At 58.3% G+C, this 16,888-nt stretch carries 19 protein-coding genes; 6 read left to right on the top strand and 13 right to left on the bottom strand.

Features of this window, described 5'->3' with window-relative positions; genetic code table 11:
* Positions 1–15 precede the first annotated feature (15 nt).
* The gene (gene mtnK, locus CUN67_RS04030) at positions 16–1,215 is read right to left on the bottom strand and encodes an S-methyl-5-thioribose kinase (RefSeq protein ID WP_208714107.1); all 1,200 of its coding nucleotides are present in this window, start codon (positions 1,213–1,215) and stop codon (positions 16–18) included.
* Between the two features lie 105 nt (positions 1,216–1,320).
* On the opposite strand from mtnK, the gene mtnA reads away from it, so the two are divergent.
* Entirely contained in the window at positions 1,321–2,340 is a 1,020-nt protein-coding gene (gene mtnA / locus CUN67_RS04025) for an S-methyl-5-thioribose-1-phosphate isomerase (protein WP_208714106.1), read from the top strand.
* 97 nt (positions 2,341–2,437) lie between these two features.
* Here the strand turns inward: mtnA and CUN67_RS04020 are convergent, their stop codons facing one another.
* Genes CUN67_RS04020 through CUN67_RS04010 form a run of 3 tightly spaced genes read right to left on the bottom strand, consistent with a single transcriptional unit; the run spans position 2,438 to position 4,276 of the window.
* A complete protein-coding gene (locus CUN67_RS04020; protein WP_208714105.1) occupies positions 2,438–2,980 on the bottom strand; it encodes a 1,2-dihydroxy-3-keto-5-methylthiopentene dioxygenase in 543 nt (180 codons plus the stop codon).
* 1 nt (position 2,981) lies between these two features.
* Positions 2,982–3,665 carry an acireductone synthase gene (gene mtnC / locus CUN67_RS04015; protein WP_208714104.1) on the bottom strand — a complete coding sequence of 228 codons (684 nt, stop codon included), beginning with the start codon at positions 3,663–3,665 and terminating at the stop codon, positions 2,982–2,984.
* Positions 3,662–4,276: a methylthioribulose 1-phosphate dehydratase gene (locus CUN67_RS04010; RefSeq protein WP_084872950.1), complete on the bottom strand. Its 615-nt coding sequence runs from the start codon at positions 4,274–4,276 to the stop codon at positions 3,662–3,664. The genes mtnC and CUN67_RS04010 overlap by 4 nt, the downstream gene beginning before the upstream one ends.
* 132 nt (positions 4,277–4,408) lie before the next feature.
* Here CUN67_RS04010 and CUN67_RS04005 point away from each other — a divergent pair, with 132 nt between their 5' ends.
* Both CUN67_RS04005 and CUN67_RS04000 read left to right on the top strand, forming a co-directional pair.
* The gene (locus CUN67_RS04005; protein ID WP_208714103.1) at positions 4,409–5,569 is read left to right on the top strand and encodes a pyridoxal phosphate-dependent aminotransferase; all 1,161 of its coding nucleotides are present in this window, start codon (positions 4,409–4,411) and stop codon (positions 5,567–5,569) included.
* Positions 5,557–6,324: an amidohydrolase gene (locus tag CUN67_RS04000; protein ID WP_208714102.1), complete on the top strand. Its 768-nt coding sequence runs from the start codon at positions 5,557–5,559 to the stop codon at positions 6,322–6,324. The genes CUN67_RS04005 and CUN67_RS04000 overlap by 13 nt, the downstream gene beginning before the upstream one ends.
* A 47-nt stretch (positions 6,325–6,371) precedes the next feature.
* Here the strand turns inward: CUN67_RS04000 and uraH are convergent, their stop codons facing one another.
* The 9 genes from uraH to hpxU all read right to left on the bottom strand — a co-directional run bounded on the left by uraH (position 6,372) and on the right by hpxU (position 13,588).
* The gene (gene uraH, locus CUN67_RS03995) at positions 6,372–6,707 is read right to left on the bottom strand and encodes a hydroxyisourate hydrolase (RefSeq protein ID WP_208714101.1); all 336 of its coding nucleotides are present in this window, start codon (positions 6,705–6,707) and stop codon (positions 6,372–6,374) included.
* Positions 6,704–7,198 (bottom strand): 2-oxo-4-hydroxy-4-carboxy-5-ureidoimidazoline decarboxylase, encoded by a 495-nt coding sequence (gene uraD, locus CUN67_RS03990; protein ID WP_208714100.1) that lies wholly within the window; start codon positions 7,196–7,198, stop codon positions 6,704–6,706. Before uraD ends, uraH begins: the two co-directional genes overlap by 4 nt.
* A 13-nt stretch (positions 7,199–7,211) precedes the next feature.
* A complete protein-coding gene (hpxK, locus tag CUN67_RS03985; RefSeq protein ID WP_208714099.1) occupies positions 7,212–8,471 on the bottom strand; it encodes an allantoate amidohydrolase in 1,260 nt (419 codons plus the stop codon).
* Entirely contained in the window at positions 8,468–9,703 is a 1,236-nt protein-coding gene (locus tag CUN67_RS03980; protein ID WP_208714098.1) for a pyridoxal-phosphate-dependent aminotransferase family protein, read from the bottom strand. The genes hpxK and CUN67_RS03980 overlap by 4 nt, the downstream gene beginning before the upstream one ends.
* A 21-nt stretch (positions 9,704–9,724) precedes the next feature.
* Positions 9,725–10,456, bottom strand: a complete 732-nt coding sequence (locus CUN67_RS03975) for an amino acid ABC transporter ATP-binding protein (RefSeq protein WP_084872936.1) — start codon at positions 10,454–10,456, stop codon at positions 9,725–9,727.
* Positions 10,437–11,093 (bottom strand): amino acid ABC transporter permease, encoded by a 657-nt coding sequence (locus CUN67_RS03970; protein ID WP_208714097.1) that lies wholly within the window; start codon positions 11,091–11,093, stop codon positions 10,437–10,439. The genes CUN67_RS03975 and CUN67_RS03970 overlap by 20 nt, the downstream gene beginning before the upstream one ends.
* Positions 11,090–11,758, bottom strand: a complete 669-nt coding sequence (locus CUN67_RS03965; RefSeq protein WP_208714096.1) for an amino acid ABC transporter permease — start codon at positions 11,756–11,758, stop codon at positions 11,090–11,092. Before CUN67_RS03965 ends, CUN67_RS03970 begins: the two co-directional genes overlap by 4 nt.
* Before the next feature lie 12 nt (positions 11,759–11,770).
* On the bottom strand, positions 11,771–12,556 hold the full coding sequence (locus tag CUN67_RS03960) for a transporter substrate-binding domain-containing protein (protein WP_208714095.1): 786 nt from the start codon (positions 12,554–12,556) through the stop codon (positions 11,771–11,773).
* A 192-nt stretch (positions 12,557–12,748) separates the two neighbouring features.
* Positions 12,749–13,588: a MurR/RpiR family transcriptional regulator gene (gene hpxU, locus CUN67_RS03955; protein ID WP_208714094.1), complete on the bottom strand. Its 840-nt coding sequence runs from the start codon at positions 13,586–13,588 to the stop codon at positions 12,749–12,751.
* A gap of 123 nt (positions 13,589–13,711) precedes the next feature.
* On the opposite strand from hpxU, the gene CUN67_RS03950 reads away from it, so the two are divergent.
* Genes CUN67_RS03950 through CUN67_RS03940 form a run of 3 tightly spaced genes read left to right on the top strand, consistent with a single transcriptional unit; the run spans position 13,712 to position 16,888 of the window.
* The gene (locus tag CUN67_RS03950; RefSeq protein ID WP_208714093.1) at positions 13,712–15,298 is read left to right on the top strand and encodes a gamma-glutamyltransferase family protein; all 1,587 of its coding nucleotides are present in this window, start codon (positions 13,712–13,714) and stop codon (positions 15,296–15,298) included.
* Positions 15,299–15,308: 10 nt separating this feature from the next.
* On the top strand, positions 15,309–15,494 hold the full coding sequence (gene hpxX, locus CUN67_RS03945) for an oxalurate catabolism protein HpxX (RefSeq protein ID WP_084872924.1): 186 nt from the start codon (positions 15,309–15,311) through the stop codon (positions 15,492–15,494).
* Entirely contained in the window at positions 15,491–16,888 is a 1,398-nt protein-coding gene (locus CUN67_RS03940; RefSeq protein WP_208714092.1) for an AtzE family amidohydrolase, read from the top strand. The genes hpxX and CUN67_RS03940 overlap by 4 nt, the downstream gene beginning before the upstream one ends.

Raw genomic sequence — 16,888 nt, 5'->3', positions numbered from 1 at the left:
GGGAGGCTTTTTCATTTAACTCGCCTGACGAATGCGGGCAATCAACCCATCCACATCATCAATATGGTTGGCCGCCAGAATCAGCGTGCGCCCCAGCGTGATGCAGTTGCGGATGCACTCGGTGCGCATGGCATCATCGTCAATATTTTTGAAATCAGCGACATGTGACATGCCCACGGTACGGCGAATCAGCTCGGTGCCGCAGTAACCAATGGTGTCGCTCCACACTTTGCGCAGGAAAGCGGCAGCATAGCCGGGATACGCCAGCGCCACATCGGTGGTTTTGGCCTGCGCCAGTTCGAGGAAACGGCTGGCAAAGGTGCTCCACACCTGATGGACATCACTCAGGCGACGTTCACGCGCTTCCGCCGCTTCACGCGGGGCCAGCAGGCCCGGCAGGCAGCAGTAGTTAATCAGCAGATTGCCCAGCGCGGTACCGATGTCAAAACCGATCGGTCCGAAGTAGCCAAACTCCGCATCAATCGCTTTCAGGCTGCCATCCGCCACGAAGATCGATCCGCTGTGGATATCGCCGTGCAGCAACGCTTCGGCATCGGCAAAGAAGCGATGCTTCAGACCGGCCACCGCAATGCGCAGTGCGTCATCACTACGCAGGCTTTCCACCAGCGATTGCAGCGCCGCCGGGTAGTTATTGCGTTCATGATCGACGTAAGGATCGTTAAAGAACAGATCCTCGGTGATTTCACACATTTCCGGGTTGATAAAGCGCGCCACTTCGGCTTTTTTCTTATGCGGATGCAGGATGAAATCCGAGGTATGGAACAGGGTCTGCGCCAGGTATTCGCCCAGCTGGCTGGCGGCCTGCGGATAATATGCGCCTTTTACCAGCTCGCCACGCCAGATACGATGGCTGGAAAGATCTTCCATCACCATCACCGCCAGTTCGGCGTCGTAATGGGTGACATGCACGGTGTACTGTGGGCAATGTTTGTAATGCTCCACCAGCGTCTGAGCTTCGAGACGCGCACGATCGAGAGTTAACGGCCAGGATTCGCCGACACAGCGGACATACGGCAACGCCTGTTTCACCACCACACGGCTGACGCCCTGGTTGTCGTAGATCTTAAAAACCAGGTTGAGATTCCCATCACCGATCTCCTCGGCGCTCACCAGCGCTGACGGATCGTCCACACCGCCAAATTGTTTTGCATATTCCACAGCATCGGCAGCGGTGAACGTACGGTATTGCGACATTGCCTGTTCCTCGTCAATCGTAAGTAATAAGCCGTTCAGACGTCTATACATCCGTCACGCATGTTGGCACAATAGCCGCCATTAACGCAACAGAGATTTCACACCATGCAAACACTTCGCACAACCAGCCTGGAAATTCGTGATAACCAGCTGTGGATCCTCGACCAGCAGGCATTGCCGCAGCAGAAAAACTGGCTACCCGCGCATGATGTCGCGCAGCTGGTCGCTCATATCCACGCGTTACGTGTGCGTGGCGCACCGCTGATTGGCCTTTCCGCCAGCCTGCTGCTGGCACTGCTGGCTGAACAAGGGATGAATAAAGCCGGGCTGGCGGAGGCGCTGGAGGTGCTGCGCGCGGCACGCCCGACGGCGGTCAACCTGATGAACAATCTGGACCGTATGAAAGTGGCGCTGGCGGAGAACGATTTTGTCACCGCGCTGACGGCAGAAGCGCTGCGTCTGGTCGCAGAAGATAAGCAACTGTGTGACAACATCGCCCGCGCGGGTAGTGCGCTGGTCACGCCGGGCAGCCAGTTGCTGACCCACTGCAACACCGGTGGCCTGGCGACAGCAGGTGTCGGCACCGCGCTCGGGGTGATTGCCCATGCGCATCAGCAGGGCAAAGTGAAAAATGTCTGGGTCGATGAAACCCGCCCGCTGTTGCAGGGAGGACGACTCACCGCCTGGGAGCTGGGTGAACTGGGGATTCCTTATCACCTGATTACCGATTCAATGGCCGCCAGCCTGATGGCACGGGGCGTGGTGGATGCTATCTGGGTCGGCGCGGATCGTATCGCCGCCAATGGCGATGTGGCGAATAAAATCGGCACCTACAGCCTGGCGGTGCTGGCGCATTATCACGGTGTTCCATTCTATGTGGCTGCGCCGCATACCACGCTGGATCGCCTGTGCCCGAACGGTGACGCGATTCCGATTGAACAGCGTGCCGCCAGCGAAGTGACCGGCGTATCCGGCAGTTTTGGCAGCGTGCAATGGGCACCCGAGAATGCCGCTGTTTACAACCCGGCGTTTGATGTCACGCCCGCTGCGCTTATCAGTGGCTGGGTGCTGGATACCGGCGTGGTGACGCCTGAGCAGGTTCAGGCAGGGATTTTTCAGCCGTAAATGATGCACGGCCGTAGCGGCGCGATTTATCGCGCGTTCCGTGCGCGATGCGGAAAAAAACGCGCGATAAATCGCGCCGCTACAGGTCAGAAAATTATCAGGCCAGACGCGGGTACGCATCCGCGATGCTGTCACCGGTGAAATTGGCAATCCAGCCTTCCTGATTGTCGAAAATACGGATCGCGGTGAAGTGTGGCTCTGAGCCCATATCAAACCAGTGCGGCGTACCGGCTGGCACGGAAATCAGGTCCTGTTTTTCACACAGGATCTGATACACCTGGCCATCCAGATGCAGGCAGAACAAACCCGATCCTTCGACAAAGAAACGCACTTCATCTTCGCTATGGGTATGTTCATTAAGAAACTTACTGCGCAGCGCTTCTTTCTGCGGGTTATCCGCACGCATGCTCAGCACATCCCAGCTCTGATAACCTTTCTCTGCCACCAGACGATCAATCGCATGCTGGTAGGCCTTAATCACCGTGTCAGAATCCGGGTTGGCACCCAGATCGCGATCTGCCTGCCAGCGCTCAAACCGCACGCCTTTGGCATTCAGACGCTCGCGAATCGCTTCTGCATCGCTGCTGTGCCACACCGGCTGGCTGGCTTCAGTATCGGTAAAAATGGTCAGTGCACTCATCCTAAATCGACTCCGGGTTAATCTGGGAAAAATCGTTTACCTGACGATGGCGACTTTCACTATCCGCCTCGCCGCGAATTAATTGCAGGGTGCGCCAGCCAGCGTCAGCCGCCGCGTCCAGTTCCTGGTGAATATCGGACAAAAACAGCAATTCAGAAGGTTCAACACCAATTTGCTGCGCGATATTGCGATAGGACTGGGTTTCACGCTTGGCACCGACACCAGTGTCAAAATAACCGCTAAACAACGACGTTAAATCACCTTCGTCGCTGTAGCCAAATAACAATTTCTGCGCCGCCACCGAACCGGAGGAATATACATACAGCGCCTTACCCTGCTGACGCCAGCGTTCAAACGCGGGCAGCACATCCGGATAGAGGTGGCCGGTAAACTGGCCTTCAACATAACCATCACGCCAGATCATACCCTGCAACGCTTTCAGGCCGGGTGATTTGCGATCCTGCTCGATGTAGCTCAGCAAAGTGGCGATCACCTCATCAAGCGAGGCCTCGGGTGCGCCGGATTCCTCACGCACCGCGTCCAGCGCGGCGGCGACGCCCGGCTCTGCCTGATGCTCGCGCACAAAGGCCGCCAGATGCTGACGGGCATACGGGAATAACACATTATGGACGAAGCGAATATCGCTGGTGGTGCCTTCAATATCGGTAACAATTGCGCGAATCATCTGGCCTCCAGCAGCCGACGTTGTAGTTCACATTCAAACAAAAATTCCAGCCCTTCCAGATGACGACGGGCTTCGTTGACGTCTTTACCCCAGCAGGTCAGGCCGTGGCCGCGCAGCAGAAAACCATAACGCAGTGGCGTTTCAGCAGCAAAGGCTGCGATACGTTCTGCCAGGGCATCAATATCCTGGTCGTTATCAAACAGCGGAATCGCCACGGTGTTGAGATGGGTATCCTGACCGGCGAGTGTTTTCTGCATTTCATAACCGCTCAGCAGCAGCGCGCTGCCCTTTTCTACTCGCGACAGCACCGTCGAATTGACGGTATGCGTATGCAGCACGGCACCGGCTTCCGGGAACAGACGATAAATCAAGGTGTGCAGACCGGTTTCTGCCGACGGCTTACGCCCGGATGGCACCTCGTTAGTGGCAATCTCCACCTGGATAAAGTCATCACGCGTCAGACGGCCTTTATCCTTACCCGAGGCGCTCAGCAGACAATATTCGTCGTCCTGACGAACCGACATGTTGCCGCCCGTGGCCGGAGCCCAGCCTTTTGCGCCAATCCAGTGACAGGCAGCCACCAGCTGTTCCAGTGGAAGAAAATCGGTCATAGCGATATTGATATCCCGCAGGTTAGTTTGGACGTCTAAGCGTCTCGATTGCCAAATATTAACATCCTGTTTATAGTGGCAGCAACAGAGGGTTAACTCCGCAACGACATTCGCGCTTAAGGCAAAAGATCAATGACGCAGCACAACCTGATTCCCGAGAGCAAATTACCGGCGCTCGGCACCACCATTTTTACCCAAATGAGCGCGCTGGCGCAGCAACATAACGCCATTAACCTGTCGCAGGGTTTCCCTGATTTCGACGGCCCGCGCTATCTTCAGGAACGCCTGGCGTATCACGTCAGCCAGGGGGCTAACCAGTATGCCCCGATGACCGGTGCGTTACCGTTACGCGAAGCCATCGCCGATAAAACGGCAGAGCTGTATGGGCACAAACCTGACGTGAACAGCGATATCACCGTCACCGCCGGGGCAACCGAGGCACTGTACGCCGCCATTACCGCGCTGGTGCGTCCGGGTGATGAAGTGATCTGCTTCGATCCCAGCTACGACAGCTATGCCCCTGCCGTGCAGCTGGCCGGTGGCGTACTGAAACGCATTGCCTTGCAGCCACCGGGTTTCCGCGTGGACTGGAACGCCTTCCAGAGCCTGCTGAGCGCCAAAACCCGGCTGGTGATTCTGAATACGCCGCACAACCCTTCCGCCACCGTCTGGCGCAAGAGTGATTACGCCCAGCTGTGGCAGGCCATCGCCGCACAGGAAATTTATGTTCTGAGCGACGAAGTTTACGAGCATATCTGCTTCGCCGAAGAGGGACATGCCAGCGTGCTGGCCCATGCCGAATTGCGTCAGCGGGCGATTGCCGTGTCGTCCTTTGGTAAAACCTTCCATATGACCGGCTGGAAAGTGGGTTACTGCGTGGCACCCGCGGCGATCAGCGCGGAAATCCGCAAAGTGCACCAGTACCTGACCTTCTCGGTGAATACCCCGGCACAGCTGGCGATTGCTGATATGCTGCGCGCCGAGCCGGAGCACTATCGCGAGCTGCCAGAATTTTACCGCACGCGCCGTGACCGTCTGGTACAGGCGCTGGCGAAAAGTCGTTTTGAAGTGCTGCCCTGTGAAGGTACCTACTTCCTGCTGGCGGACTACAGCGCCATTTCCGATCTGGATGACGTGAGTTTCTGCCAGTGGCTGACCAAAGAAGTCGGCGTGGCGGCGATTCCGCTGTCGGTGTTCTGCGCCGATCCTTTCCCGCATAAGCTGATCCGCCTGTGCTTTGCCAAACAGGAAGCGACGCTTGACGCCGCAGCGGAGCGTTTATGTCAGCTTTGAAAATTACCGTTTTGCAGGAAACTCTGAGCTGGATGGATGGCGCCGCGAATTTGCGCCACTTCGACGGCGTACTGAAGGGCATTGAAGGACGCGATCTGGTCCTGCTGCCAGAGATGTTTACCACTGGCTTCGCGATGGAAGCGGCGGAAAGCTCGCTGCCCCAGGAAGAGGTGGTGGCGTGGCTGCACCAGCATGCCAAAACCAGCAATGCGCTGGTGGGCGGCAGCGCGGCGATTCAGACTGAAAAAGGCGCGGTAAACCGTTTCCTGCTGGTTGAGCCGGATGGCACGCTGCATCAGTATGACAAGCGCCATCTGTTCCGCATGGCGAACGAACATCAGCATTATGTCGCGGGTGAAACGCGCGAGGTGTTTACCTGGCGTGGCTGGCGCATTCTGCCGCAGATTTGTTATGACCTGCGTTTCCCGGTATTTACCCGCAACCGCAACGATTATGACCTGGCGCTGTTTGTCGCCAACTGGCCCGCGCCGCGTGCGCTGCACTGGCAGTCACTGCTGCTGGCAAGGGCGATTGAGAACCAGGCCTATGTCGCGGGCTGTAACCGCGTCGGCAGCGATGGTAACCAGCACCAGTACAGCGGCGATAGCCGGATTATTTCGCCGCTGGGTGACATCCTGGCCGCCGCTGAGCCGTTTGCGCGGGCGCGCATTGATGCTGAGTTGTCGCTGGAGGAGTTGCAGGCGTATCGTGAACGCTTCCCGGCGTGGCGCGATGCGGATGCGTTTACGTTGTAAAACCTTCGTAGCGGCGCGATAAATCGCGCTGCTACGGGGATATAACATCAACTGCCGCGATAGGTTGACCACGACCACGGGGAAATCAGGAACGGCAGATGATAATGGCTGCCGGTTTCCCCCAGCACAAAATCAATCTGCGCGCTGACATACAGCGCATCACGGCCCGCTGCGGCAAAATAATCACCGATTTCAGCAGTCAGTCGATAATGTCCTGGCGCTAACGGCTCTGGCGTTAAATCTTTAATTCGCCCGTCGGCATCGGTCTTGCCTTGTGCCAGCGGCAGCCAGCCTTCCGGGCTGTTCTGTTCCAGCGAAATCGCCACACCAATCGCCGGTTTACCCAGCGCAGTATCGAGAATATGCGTGGTGATGGTGCTCATAGGATGCTCTCCTTCAGCCGTAACAAAGTAATTTCCCGCAGTTGTGTCAGCGCTTCCTGCTGTTCTGTCGCGGCATCATTATTCAGGCGGCGCTGTAACTCCGCCAGCATTTCCTCGCCGCTACGCCCTTTAGCGCGAATCAAAAACACCCGGCCAAAGCGCTGTTCATAGCGTTGATTTCCCGCCAGCATGGCAAACTGCAACGCGCCGTCGGCATCCAGCATGGCGGACTGCTCGCTACGCGAAAAGGTCGCTTCTTTCCCCTCGCCACGCGCTTTTTCACCAATGCGCGGATGGGCGCTCAGCGCCTGTTCCAGTTCCGCCCCCTGCCACTGCAGCGCCAGTGCCTCAGCTTCGGCGATCAACCCGGCACTGCTGGCAAACGGGCGGGCTGCCACCAGCGCCTGTTGCCAGGCGGGAATGGCGACACAATGGGCAATCGCCGCCTGTGCTTCCGCTGGCGACAACTGATTAAAACTCTCCAGATTCATGCCACCACTCCTGTTATACCCGCGCCAAATCGCACACCGCCTGCAAATATGCCTGCACACCCAGCGCCACATCCGCCGCCTGCACCGACTCCGCCGGATGGTGGCTGATGCCGCGATGGTTGCGCACAAAAAGCATTCCTACCGGCCAGCGCTCTGCAATGGCGATCGCATCATGTCCGGCACCGCTTGGCAGCGACAGGCTGCGCCCCTGCACCGTTTCCAGCGCATGGCTCAGCGCCTGTTGCAGGCGCGTATCGCAGGCGGTGGCGGCGATACGATAATACTCGTCCGCGCTGAATGTCAGACCACGGCGTAAGGCGATGGCTTCCGCCTGCGTCAGTAACAGCGACAGCAGGCGCGCCAGCGGTTCATCCTGCGGGCCACGCACATCCAGCGACAACTGCACATCACCGGGGATCACATTCACCGCCCCAGGGGCGCAGTGCAACGTTCCCACCGTCGCCACCAGTTGCGGGTCCAGCTCGCGGGTGGTTTGCTCAATAAACACCATCCATTCGGCAGCCGCTGCCAGCGCGTCTTTACGATGCGTCATCGGCACCGTACCCGCATGGCCCGCCTCGCCGGTAAAACGGCAATTCAGACGGCGTGCACCATTGATGGCGGTGACCACACCGAGCGCCAGGTCTTCCTGTTCCAGGCATGGCCCCTGCTCAATGTGCAGCTCCAGATACGCGGCGATGTCGTTAACATCACGCGCCGCATCAAGGATTTTTGCTGCGTCTAAACCCACATCCTGCATCGCCTGAGCAACCGTAATACCGTTGCCATCGGGATGGGTGACCCAGCTTTCCGGCCAGCTGCCGGTGATGCCACGACTGCCCAGCAGCGTAATACCGAAACGCGTGCCCTCTTCATCGCCGAAGCCGACAATCTCAATCGCCAGCGGCAGACGCTGCTGGTGATCGTGTAGCCATTGCACGGTTTCAATCGCGCTCAGTACGCCCAGCATCCCGTCATAACGACCGGCGTTACGCACAGTATCGAGATGTGAACCGAGCAGCAGCGCCGGTGCACCCGGCGTAGCGGATTCATAGCGGCCACAAATGTTGCCGACCGCATCCTGCCACACCGTCATACCCGCAGCCTGCATCCACTCACCGACGCGCTGATTGGCGCGCATCTGTTCCGGCGAAAGATAAACCCGCATCAGGCCATCTTCCGTTTCACTGATCTCAGCCAGCGCATCGCAGCGCGCCATGACGCGTGCGGCGGCTGACTGCGCCTCGCTGGCAGTCATCAGGCTTTCACTCATGCGTGGCTCCCGTAGTGATCCCAGGCAGCCTGCAATGCCGCACCTTGTGTGGAGCGGAAGCCCAGATGATTCAGCACCGCTTCCAGCGCCGTCAGGGTTTGCATCACGCAATCTTTGCGCGCGTTGTAGCCCATGGTGCCGATACGCCACACTTTGCCATGCAGCGGACCAAACGAGGTGCCAATCTCAATGCCGAAATCTTCCAGCACCAGTTTACGTACCTGATCGCCGTTCACGCCTTGCGGGATCACCACGCCGAGCACGTTATTCATCTTATGTTGCAGATCACCGAAGGTTTCCAGCCCCATACCCTGAATACCTTTCAGCAGCGCATCGCCGTGCAGCTTATGGCGGGCAATACCGTTATCCAGCCCTTCCTGCATGATCAGACGCGCGCACTCACGCGCACCAAACAACGCCGTGGTGGCTTCGGTATGATGGTTCAGACGCTCCGGCCCCCAGTAATCCATGACCATGCCGAGATCGAAGTAGTTGGAGTAGATCATCTCGTCCTCGCCGTCCTGATGATCGGCGGTACGGATCCCCTCTTCCACGCATTTACGTTTGCGGATCACCGCTTCCATCTGCGGGCTAAGGGTAATGGGTGATGTCCCAGACGGGCCGCCGAGGCATTTTTGCATCCCCGCGGAGACCGCATCCAGCCCCCAGGCATCGGTTTCCAGCGCGTTACCGCCGAGCGAGGCCGTAGCATCGGTGTAGAACAGCACGCCATATTTCTGGCAGATGGCACCCAACTCAGCCAGCGGCTGTAACATGGTGGTGGAGGTATCGCCCTGCACAGTCAGCAGCAGACGTGGCTTGATACGTTTGATGGCGTCTTCGATCTGATCCGGCGTAAACACCTCGCCCCACGGCACCTCAATGGTGTGGACTTCAGCGCGGCAGCGGCGGGCAATTTCACACAACAGATGACCAAAACGACCGAACACCGGCACCAGCACTTTATCGCCCGGACGGATCGCCGACAGCAGAATCGCTTCGATTCCGGCGCGTGAAGTCCCGTCGATCAGCATGGTCCAGCGATTTTCGGTACGGAACACGCCCCGATACAGCGCCATCACCTCATTCATGTAATTCGTCATCGCCGGGTCGTACTGACCAATTAACTGCGTCGACATGGCGCGCAGCACGCGCGGATCAGCGTTGATCGGCCCCGGCCCCATCAGCAGGCGTTGCGGTGGATTGATTTGCGGAAACTGCGCGATGTCCATGATGAATTCCTTGTTATTGGCTTAGAGACGAACCGTCGAGATAAATTGTTTCAGTTCCGCCGTTTGCGGATTGGCGAACACCGTTTTGCTGTCGCCCTGCTCCCAGACGCGTCCCTGATGCATAAAGACCACACGATCGCCCACGTCGCGGGCGAAGTTCATTTCATGTGTCACGAGAATCAGCGTCATGCCTTCAGCTGCCAGCTGCTCCAGCACCTTCAGCACTTCGCCCACCAACTCAGGATCGAGCGCCGAGGTGATCTCGTCACAAAGTAACACTTTAGGCTGCATCGCCAGCGCACGGGCAATCGCCACGCGCTGCTGCTGGCCGCCTGAAAGATTGGCCGGGTAGTAGTCGAGGCGCTCACCGAGGCCGACTTTTTCCAGCATTTGTTTTGCCAGTTCCCGGCATTCCGCCTCGCTCTTTTTCAGCACGCGGCGCGGTGCCAGCATGACGTTTTCCAGCGCCGTCATATGCGGGAACAGATTGAAGCTCTGAAACACCATGCCGACCGAACGGCTGATGTCACGCGCCTGCGATTCCCGATCGGTAATGGTCATGCCGCCGAGTTTAATACTGCCTTCCTGATAGCCTTCCAGTCCGTTCATGCAGCGCAGCAAGGTACTTTTACCCGATCCGCTGCGGCCAATGATGGAAATCACCTCGCCCATTTCGATATCGAGATCGACCCCTTTCAACACATGATTGTCGCCGTAGTACTTCTGTACCTGATTAATGGTGATGAGCGGCATTGAATTTTTTCTCCAGGTACTGGCTGTAGCGAGACAGCGGATAACACATCAGGAAGTAACCCAGCGCCACCAGGCCAAACACCTTAAACGGCTGATAAGTCACGTTGGTCAAAATGGTGCCAGCTTTGGTCAGCTCGACAAAACCGATAATGGAAGCAAGTGCCGTGCCTTTAATGACCTGCACGGCAAAACCGACAGTCGGGGCGATGGCAATGCGGATCGCCTGCGGGGCAATCACGCGGAACAGCGTCTGGCCAAAAGTCAGACCCAGACAGCGTGAAGCTTCCCACTGGCCTTTCGGCAACGCACGGATGCTGCCGTGCCAGATATCCACCAGAAAAGCGCTGGTATACAGCGTCAGCGCTATTGAAGCGGCAGTCCAGGGGGCGACATCAATACCAAACAGGCCGACGCCGAAAAATGCCAGAAACAGCTGCATCAGCAGCGGCGTACCCTGGAACAACTCGGTGTAGCCACGGATAATGCGCGTCAGCCACGGCTTACGCAGCAGACGCAGAAACAGCAGCGGCAAGGTCACCAGCGTGCCGCCAAAGAAGGCCACCAGCGACAGCAAAATCGTCCAGCGCGCCGCCAGCAGCAGGTTGCGCAGGATGTCCCAGTCGGTAAAGGTCGTCATGATGGCAGCGCTCCAAACCATTTACGTCCCACTGCCAGCAGCAGCTGACGCATGGCAATCGACAACGCCAGATAAATCAACGTGGTCACCAGATAGACTTCAAAACTCAGGAACGTGCGCGACTGAATCAGGTTGGCGGCGAAAGTCAGTTCCTCATAGGAGACCTGCGACACCACGGAAGATCCCAGCATCACAATGATGCACTGGCTGACCAGCGCCGGATAAATGCGTTGCAACGACGGCGGCAACACCACGCGCAGGAACGTCTGGCTGCGGGTCAGGCCGAGGACACGCCCAGCCTCCCATTGCCCTTTCGGCGTCACCTGAATACCGGCGCGGATGATTTCAGTGCTGTAGGCACCGAGGTTAATCAGCATCGCCAGCAGCGCTGCTTCGCCCGCCGTCAGTTTCAGACCAAGATTGGGCAAACCAAAGACGATAAAAAACAGCTGCACCACAAACGGGGTGTTACGAATCAGCTCGACATAAATGCCCCAGATACGGCTGAGTAAGCTGGGTTTGCCGCTGCGCAGTGCCGCACCGAGAATACCCAGCGCCACGCCGCCCACGGTGGCCAGCACTGTCAGCTGGATAGTGACCCACAGCCCCGCCAGCAGCTCCGGCCAGTGCGGCCAGAGCGCAGCAAAGTTAAGTTGCCCAATCATTGGCCGTCCTTCTTATGCGCCGAGGTTGGCCGGCAGTGGCGCTTTCAGCCACTCTTCGGACAGCTTGTTCAGGGTGCCATCTTTAATGCCCTGCTCGATCAAGGTGTTCACTTTATCTTTCAGCGCTGGCTCGTCTTTCTTCAGGCCGATAAAGCACGGAGAATCTTTCAGCATAAACTGCGCGACCGGGGCTTTGGCCGGGTTCTGACGCGCAATCGCTGCCACCACCAGGTTGCCGGTGGCGATGTACTGCACCTGACCAGAAAGATATGCAGACAGCGTGGTGTTGTTGTCTTCATAACGCTTAACGTCTGCGTCTTTCGGTGCCACACCGGTCAGCACCATATCTTCAACCGCACCACGGGTTACGCCGATGGATTTGCCGCTCAGCGCCGCTGCATCTTTGATTTCTTCACCTTTCGGACCAAACACGCCCAGGAAGAACGGGGCATAGGCACGGCTAAAGTCGATCACTTTTTCACGTTCGGCGTTTTTCCCCATGCTGGAGATCACCAGATCGACCTTATCAGTTTGCAGGTAGGGTACGCGGTTAGCACTGGAAACGGGCACCAGCTGCAACTTCAGTTTCATCTCTTTGGCGAGATACTTCGCCATGTCGATGTCGTAGCCCTGCGGCTGTAAATCGGTGCCGACGGAACCAAACGGCGGGAAGTCCTGCGGCACGGCAATGCGGATAACACCGCGTTTCTGGATGTCCTGCAGCTGATCGGCCATTGCGCTACCGACCTGCGCCATCATTAACGCAGCGCCTGCCACTGCCATTAAAACTTTTTTCATTATGCACCCCGGTGAGTTTATGTGAAACAAAAGATTCTTGATGAATCGTTCTGCAACTAATGTGCCAACCGAAACAAAAAGAACACTTCCACGAAAAATCAGGGTTGCAGCTTTATCAGGGTGAAAAAAACCGGCGATGCGCCGGTAAGCTAAAGCGATCAAAAAAGGTGCAAAGCACCAAAAGGGTGCCCTTTAACGGTGTTCCAGCTCATCCAGATGCTGGTAAAGGTCGGCAATTTGATGAATACGCTGACGACCTTGCGACAACATTTCATGCAGCAAGGCGTTAGCCAGCAGGTTCACCAGGCTCATGGCGGAGGCATAGCTGTCGAAGGCGGAAACGCTGTCGAGCGGTGCACACAGCTGCCAGCGCGCCAGGGTAATCACGCCCTGCGCCTGGGGTTCGCACAGCGCCAGCACCGGAATGTTGCTTTGTTGCAGCTGCTGCATCAGCGGGCGGAGGATGCGCGATCGGCGACGAAATGCCATCACCACCACCACATCTTCCGGGGTGATATCCACCAGCTCCTCGCCCAGCGTCTGGCCGGGCTGCGGCAGCACATGCACCTGCGGACGCGCCTGCATCAGCTGCTGACGCAGATGCAGCGCCACCGGATAGGCATTACGCATGCCGATGATAAACAGTCGTTTCGCCTGGGCCAGTGCCTGAATCACCTCGCCAAACTGCTGCGGATCGATGTTGTTGACCCACTGCGTCAGATTCGCCATCTCCTGCTTGTAATGACGCGACAGCAGCGTGTTACCCTGCACCGCATCGCGGTTATCCGTCAGGGGCATACCGCTCTGGCGCAGCGTGCGCAGCTCATCCCGCATGTCTTTGTATTTTTCGTAGCCAAGGCGCTTGAACAGGCGGCTCACCGTCGCTTTTGACACGCCGCTCAGCCGCGCCAGCTCCGCGCTGTTGTAGCTGATCAGGTCGTCAAAATGATCAAAGACAAAATCGGCAATGCGCTGCTCCTGCGGCGACAGTTGCGGATAGTGACTGCGGAGGCGTTCATCTAGCTGTTTCATCTTTCGTCCTGTAACTTTCGTTTCATCACAAGCTAGCATAAATCGATCCACAATGGTGTCTCTGCCAAAACTGGAACAGCTCTTGCTATAACTTTGCCACGTACCTGGAAAAATGAGTTCACTATGATACAGAGCAATATGGCGCCATTAGGCATGGCCGTGACCCCGCACCATCTCGCCAGCGAAAGCGCCTTAGCGGTGCTGCGCGAAGGTGGCAACGCCATTGAAGCCATGGTAGCGGCCGCCGCCACTATCGCCGTGGTCTATCCACATATGAACGGGCTGGGCGGTGACGGCTTCTGGCTGATTGTGCCGCCTGGTGGCGATCCGATCGCTATCGATGCCAGCGGTGCCGCCGGATCTCTGGCGCACTTCGATTTTTATCACGGCGCAACTAAAATTCCACATCGCGGCCCCAAAGCCGCGCTGACCGTAGCAGGCACCGTGAGCGGCTGGCAGGAAGCTCTGGCATTCTCCGCCGGGCTGGGCGCCACACCGCTGCCGCTGCCACGTTTGCTACGTGACGCTATCCGCTATGCCGCTGATGGCATTCCCGTCACCGACTCGCAGGCTGCCGCCACCGCCGCCAAACGCCATGAATTGCAGGATCAACCGGGATTTGCCGCCACCTTTTTGCCCGATGGCGAAGTGCCTGCGGCAGGCAGCCGTTTCACCCAACCGGCGCTGGCCAATACCCTCAGCCTGCTGTGCGAGCAGGGATTAGACAGTTTTTATCGCGGCGAGCTGGCGCATCATCTGGCCCGGGAAATGTCGGCACTCGGCATGCCTGTCACCCTCGAAGACTTACAACGTCAGCAGGCCCGCCGCTGCACGCCGCTGCATCTGGCGCACAGCGAAGGCGATATCTGGAACATGACACCGCCCACCCAGGGGCTGGTATCGCTGGCGATTCTGGGCATTACCGACTCGCTCAACATGGCGGATGCCGATGAAACCCAGACCGTGCATCGCATCGTTGAAGCCACCAAGAAAGCCTTTGCCCTGCGCGATCAACATATTACTGATCCACGCCATATCGACATTGATGTGCAAAGCCTGCTGGACGCGGATCATCTCGCGAGCATTGCGGCACAGATTGATGATGCCAGCGCCGCCCCGTGGGGCACCGGCAAAGGTCCGGGTGATACCGTGTGGATGGGGGTGATGGACAGCAGCGGGCTGGCGGTCTCCTTTATCCAAAGCATTTATCACGAATTCGGCAGCGGCGTGGTGCTGCCGGGTACCGGGATCACCTGGCAAAACCGTGGCGCGGCCTTCAGTTTGCAGCCGGGCCACCTGCTGGCACTGGCTCCCGGTAAGCAGCCGTTCCATACCCTTAACCCGGCGGCTGCACGCCTGAAAGATGGCCGCACCATGGTGTATGGCTCGATGGGCGGCGACGGTCAGCCACAGACCCAGGCGGCGATATTTACCCGCCATGTTATCCAGGGATTACCATTGCAACAGGCAGTGAGCGCACCACGCTGGCTGCTGGGCCGCACCTGGGGCCAATCCTCTGACTCCCTCAAGCTGGAAGCGCGCGTTGCGCCGGAAACGGTGCAGCAGTTGCGTGCCCTGGGCCATGAAGTGGAGCTGTTACCCGATTTTAGCGAGGTGGTCGGCCATGCTGGTGCCATCGTTCGCCATAACAACGGCATGCTGGAAGGCGCGTTTGATCCGCGCAGCAATGGCAGCGCTGCTGGTTTCTAAGGAGATAATGATGAGTGCACAACCGGACTGGGCCGCCTATATCGCCCAGATGGAACAGATTCTGGCGCTGGAGCTGGATGAGGCGCGCCGCGCCGAACTTTTGACACAATTTAACCGCATTGCCGCGATGGCTGAACCGCTGATGGCTTATCCGCTCGACGATCGTCTGGAAGTAGCGGGAGTCTATAAGCTATGAAACTTTCTGCCCTCTCAATCAGCGCGCTGCAACAGGCACTGAGCAATGGTGACATCAGCGCGCGTGACATCGCCGAACAAACCTTAAGCGCGATTGAACAGCATAACCCGGCACTCAACGCCTGGACCGAAGTCACCGCTCAGCGCATGCTAAAAGAAGCGGAACAGCTGGATGCACAACGCCAGCGCGGGGAAACGTTACCCGCACTGGCGGGCATTCCCTATGCGGTGAAGAACCTGTTTGACGTCGCCGGTCACAGCACCCTGGCCGGAGCCAGTTTGTTCAGTGAACGTCCGGCGGCGCGCGAAGATGCCTGGGCGGTGAGCAAACTGCGCCAGCAAGGGGCGCTGCTCTCCGGGATGCTGAATATGGATGCTTACGCCTACGGCTTCACCACCGAGAACACGCATTATGGCCCCACCCACAACCCGCGCGATCTCACGCGTGTGGCGGGTGGCTCATCGGGCGGATCGGCCGCCGCGGTCGCGGCCGGGCTGGTGCACTTCTCGCTCGGCAGCGATACCAACGGCTCGATTCGCGTACCGGCTTCGCTGTGCGGTATTTTCGGCCTGAAGCCCACCTTTGGCCGTTTATCACGTAGCGGCAGCCATCCGTTTGTTGCCAGCCTCGATCATATCGGCCCCTTTGCGCGCTCGGTGGAAGATCTCAGCCTGGTGTACGACATTTTGCAGGGAGCGGATACCCGCGATGCATTTCAGGCCGCTCAACCGGTGATGACGGCCAGCGACACGCTGACGCAGGGATCAGCAGGGATACGCTGTGGCGTGTTAGGCGGCTTCTTCTCCACCTGGTGCAATGATGATGCCCGTGCCGCGCTGGCCGTGGTGGCCAAAGCGCTGGCAGCCAGCGATGAAGTCACGATGCCAGACGCTGAGATCGCGCGCTCCGCTGCCTTTATCCTCACCGCAGCAGAAGGAGGCAATCACTATCTGCCGAAGCTGCGCGAGATGCCGGAACGTTTTGAACCGAACTCACGCGAACGTCTGTTGGCCGGTGCGATGCTGCCTTCCGCGTGGTACGTGCAGGCACAGCGCTTCCGTCGTCATTTCCAGCAGCAGGTGCTGCCGCTGTTTGAGCAGTTCGATGTGCTGATCGCTCCGGCGACGCCGTGCAGCGCCACCACCATCGGCCAGGAAACCATTCATATCAATGGCCAGCATCTGCCGACGCGCGCCAGCATGGGGATGCTGACTCAGCCGATCTCCTTCCTCGGCCTGCCGGTATGCACCGTGCCGCTGCCGACGGCGAGTGGCCTGCCGATTGGTTTACAGCTGATCGCCGCACCATTCAAAGAACACCTCGCACTGCGCGCCGCCTGGGCGTTGCAACAGCAAGGGCTTACTCTGCCGCAAACGACCCTGATGGACGCATAA

Source organism: Pantoea cypripedii (assembly GCF_011395035.1).
In the GTDB taxonomy this organism is placed as follows: Bacteria; Pseudomonadota; Gammaproteobacteria; order Enterobacterales; family Enterobacteriaceae; genus Pantoea; species Pantoea cypripedii_A.
The sequence above is the reverse complement of the archived record's forward strand: the minus strand, read 5'-3'. Positions and strand labels throughout refer to the sequence as shown.

Bases quoted from the DNA above. Each gene is read 5' to 3' on its own strand.
- CUN67_RS03975 (WP_084872936.1), bottom strand. From the start codon at position 10,456: ATGCCGCTCATCACCATTAATCAGGTACAGAAGTACTACGGCGACAAT.
- uraD (WP_208714100.1), bottom strand. From the start codon at position 7,198: ATGAATCTGGAGAGTTTTAATCAGTTGTCGCCAGCGGAAGCACAGGCG.
- CUN67_RS04005 (WP_208714103.1), top strand. From the start codon at position 4,409: ATGACGCAGCACAACCTGATTCCCGAGAGCAAATTACCGGCGCTCGGC.
- CUN67_RS03980 (WP_208714098.1), bottom strand. From the start codon at position 9,703: ATGGACATCGCGCAGTTTCCGCAAATCAATCCACCGCAACGCCTGCTG.
- hpxX (WP_084872924.1), top strand. From the start codon at position 15,309: ATGAGTGCACAACCGGACTGGGCCGCCTATATCGCCCAGATGGAACAG.
- CUN67_RS04000 (WP_208714102.1), top strand. From the start codon at position 5,557: ATGTCAGCTTTGAAAATTACCGTTTTGCAGGAAACTCTGAGCTGGATG.
- uraH (WP_208714101.1), bottom strand. From the start codon at position 6,707: ATGAGCACCATCACCACGCATATTCTCGATACTGCGCTGGGTAAACCG.
- CUN67_RS04020 (WP_208714105.1), bottom strand. From the start codon at position 2,980: ATGAGTGCACTGACCATTTTTACCGATACTGAAGCCAGCCAGCCGGTG.
- mtnC (WP_208714104.1), bottom strand. From the start codon at position 3,665: ATGATTCGCGCAATTGTTACCGATATTGAAGGCACCACCAGCGATATT.
- CUN67_RS04010 (WP_084872950.1), bottom strand. From the start codon at position 4,276: ATGACCGATTTTCTTCCACTGGAACAGCTGGTGGCTGCCTGTCACTGG.
- hpxU (WP_208714094.1), bottom strand. From the start codon at position 13,588: ATGAAACAGCTAGATGAACGCCTCCGCAGTCACTATCCGCAACTGTCG.
- CUN67_RS03940 (WP_208714092.1), top strand. From the start codon at position 15,491: ATGAAACTTTCTGCCCTCTCAATCAGCGCGCTGCAACAGGCACTGAGC.
- hpxK (WP_208714099.1), bottom strand. From the start codon at position 8,471: ATGAGTGAAAGCCTGATGACTGCCAGCGAGGCGCAGTCAGCCGCCGCA.
- CUN67_RS03950 (WP_208714093.1), top strand. From the start codon at position 13,712: ATGATACAGAGCAATATGGCGCCATTAGGCATGGCCGTGACCCCGCAC.
- mtnK (WP_208714107.1), bottom strand. From the start codon at position 1,215: ATGTCGCAATACCGTACGTTCACCGCTGCCGATGCTGTGGAATATGCA.
- CUN67_RS03960 (WP_208714095.1), bottom strand. From the start codon at position 12,556: ATGAAAAAAGTTTTAATGGCAGTGGCAGGCGCTGCGTTAATGATGGCG.
- CUN67_RS03970 (WP_208714097.1), bottom strand. From the start codon at position 11,093: ATGACGACCTTTACCGACTGGGACATCCTGCGCAACCTGCTGCTGGCG.
- CUN67_RS03965 (WP_208714096.1), bottom strand. From the start codon at position 11,758: ATGATTGGGCAACTTAACTTTGCTGCGCTCTGGCCGCACTGGCCGGAG.
- mtnA (WP_208714106.1), top strand. From the start codon at position 1,321: ATGCAAACACTTCGCACAACCAGCCTGGAAATTCGTGATAACCAGCTG.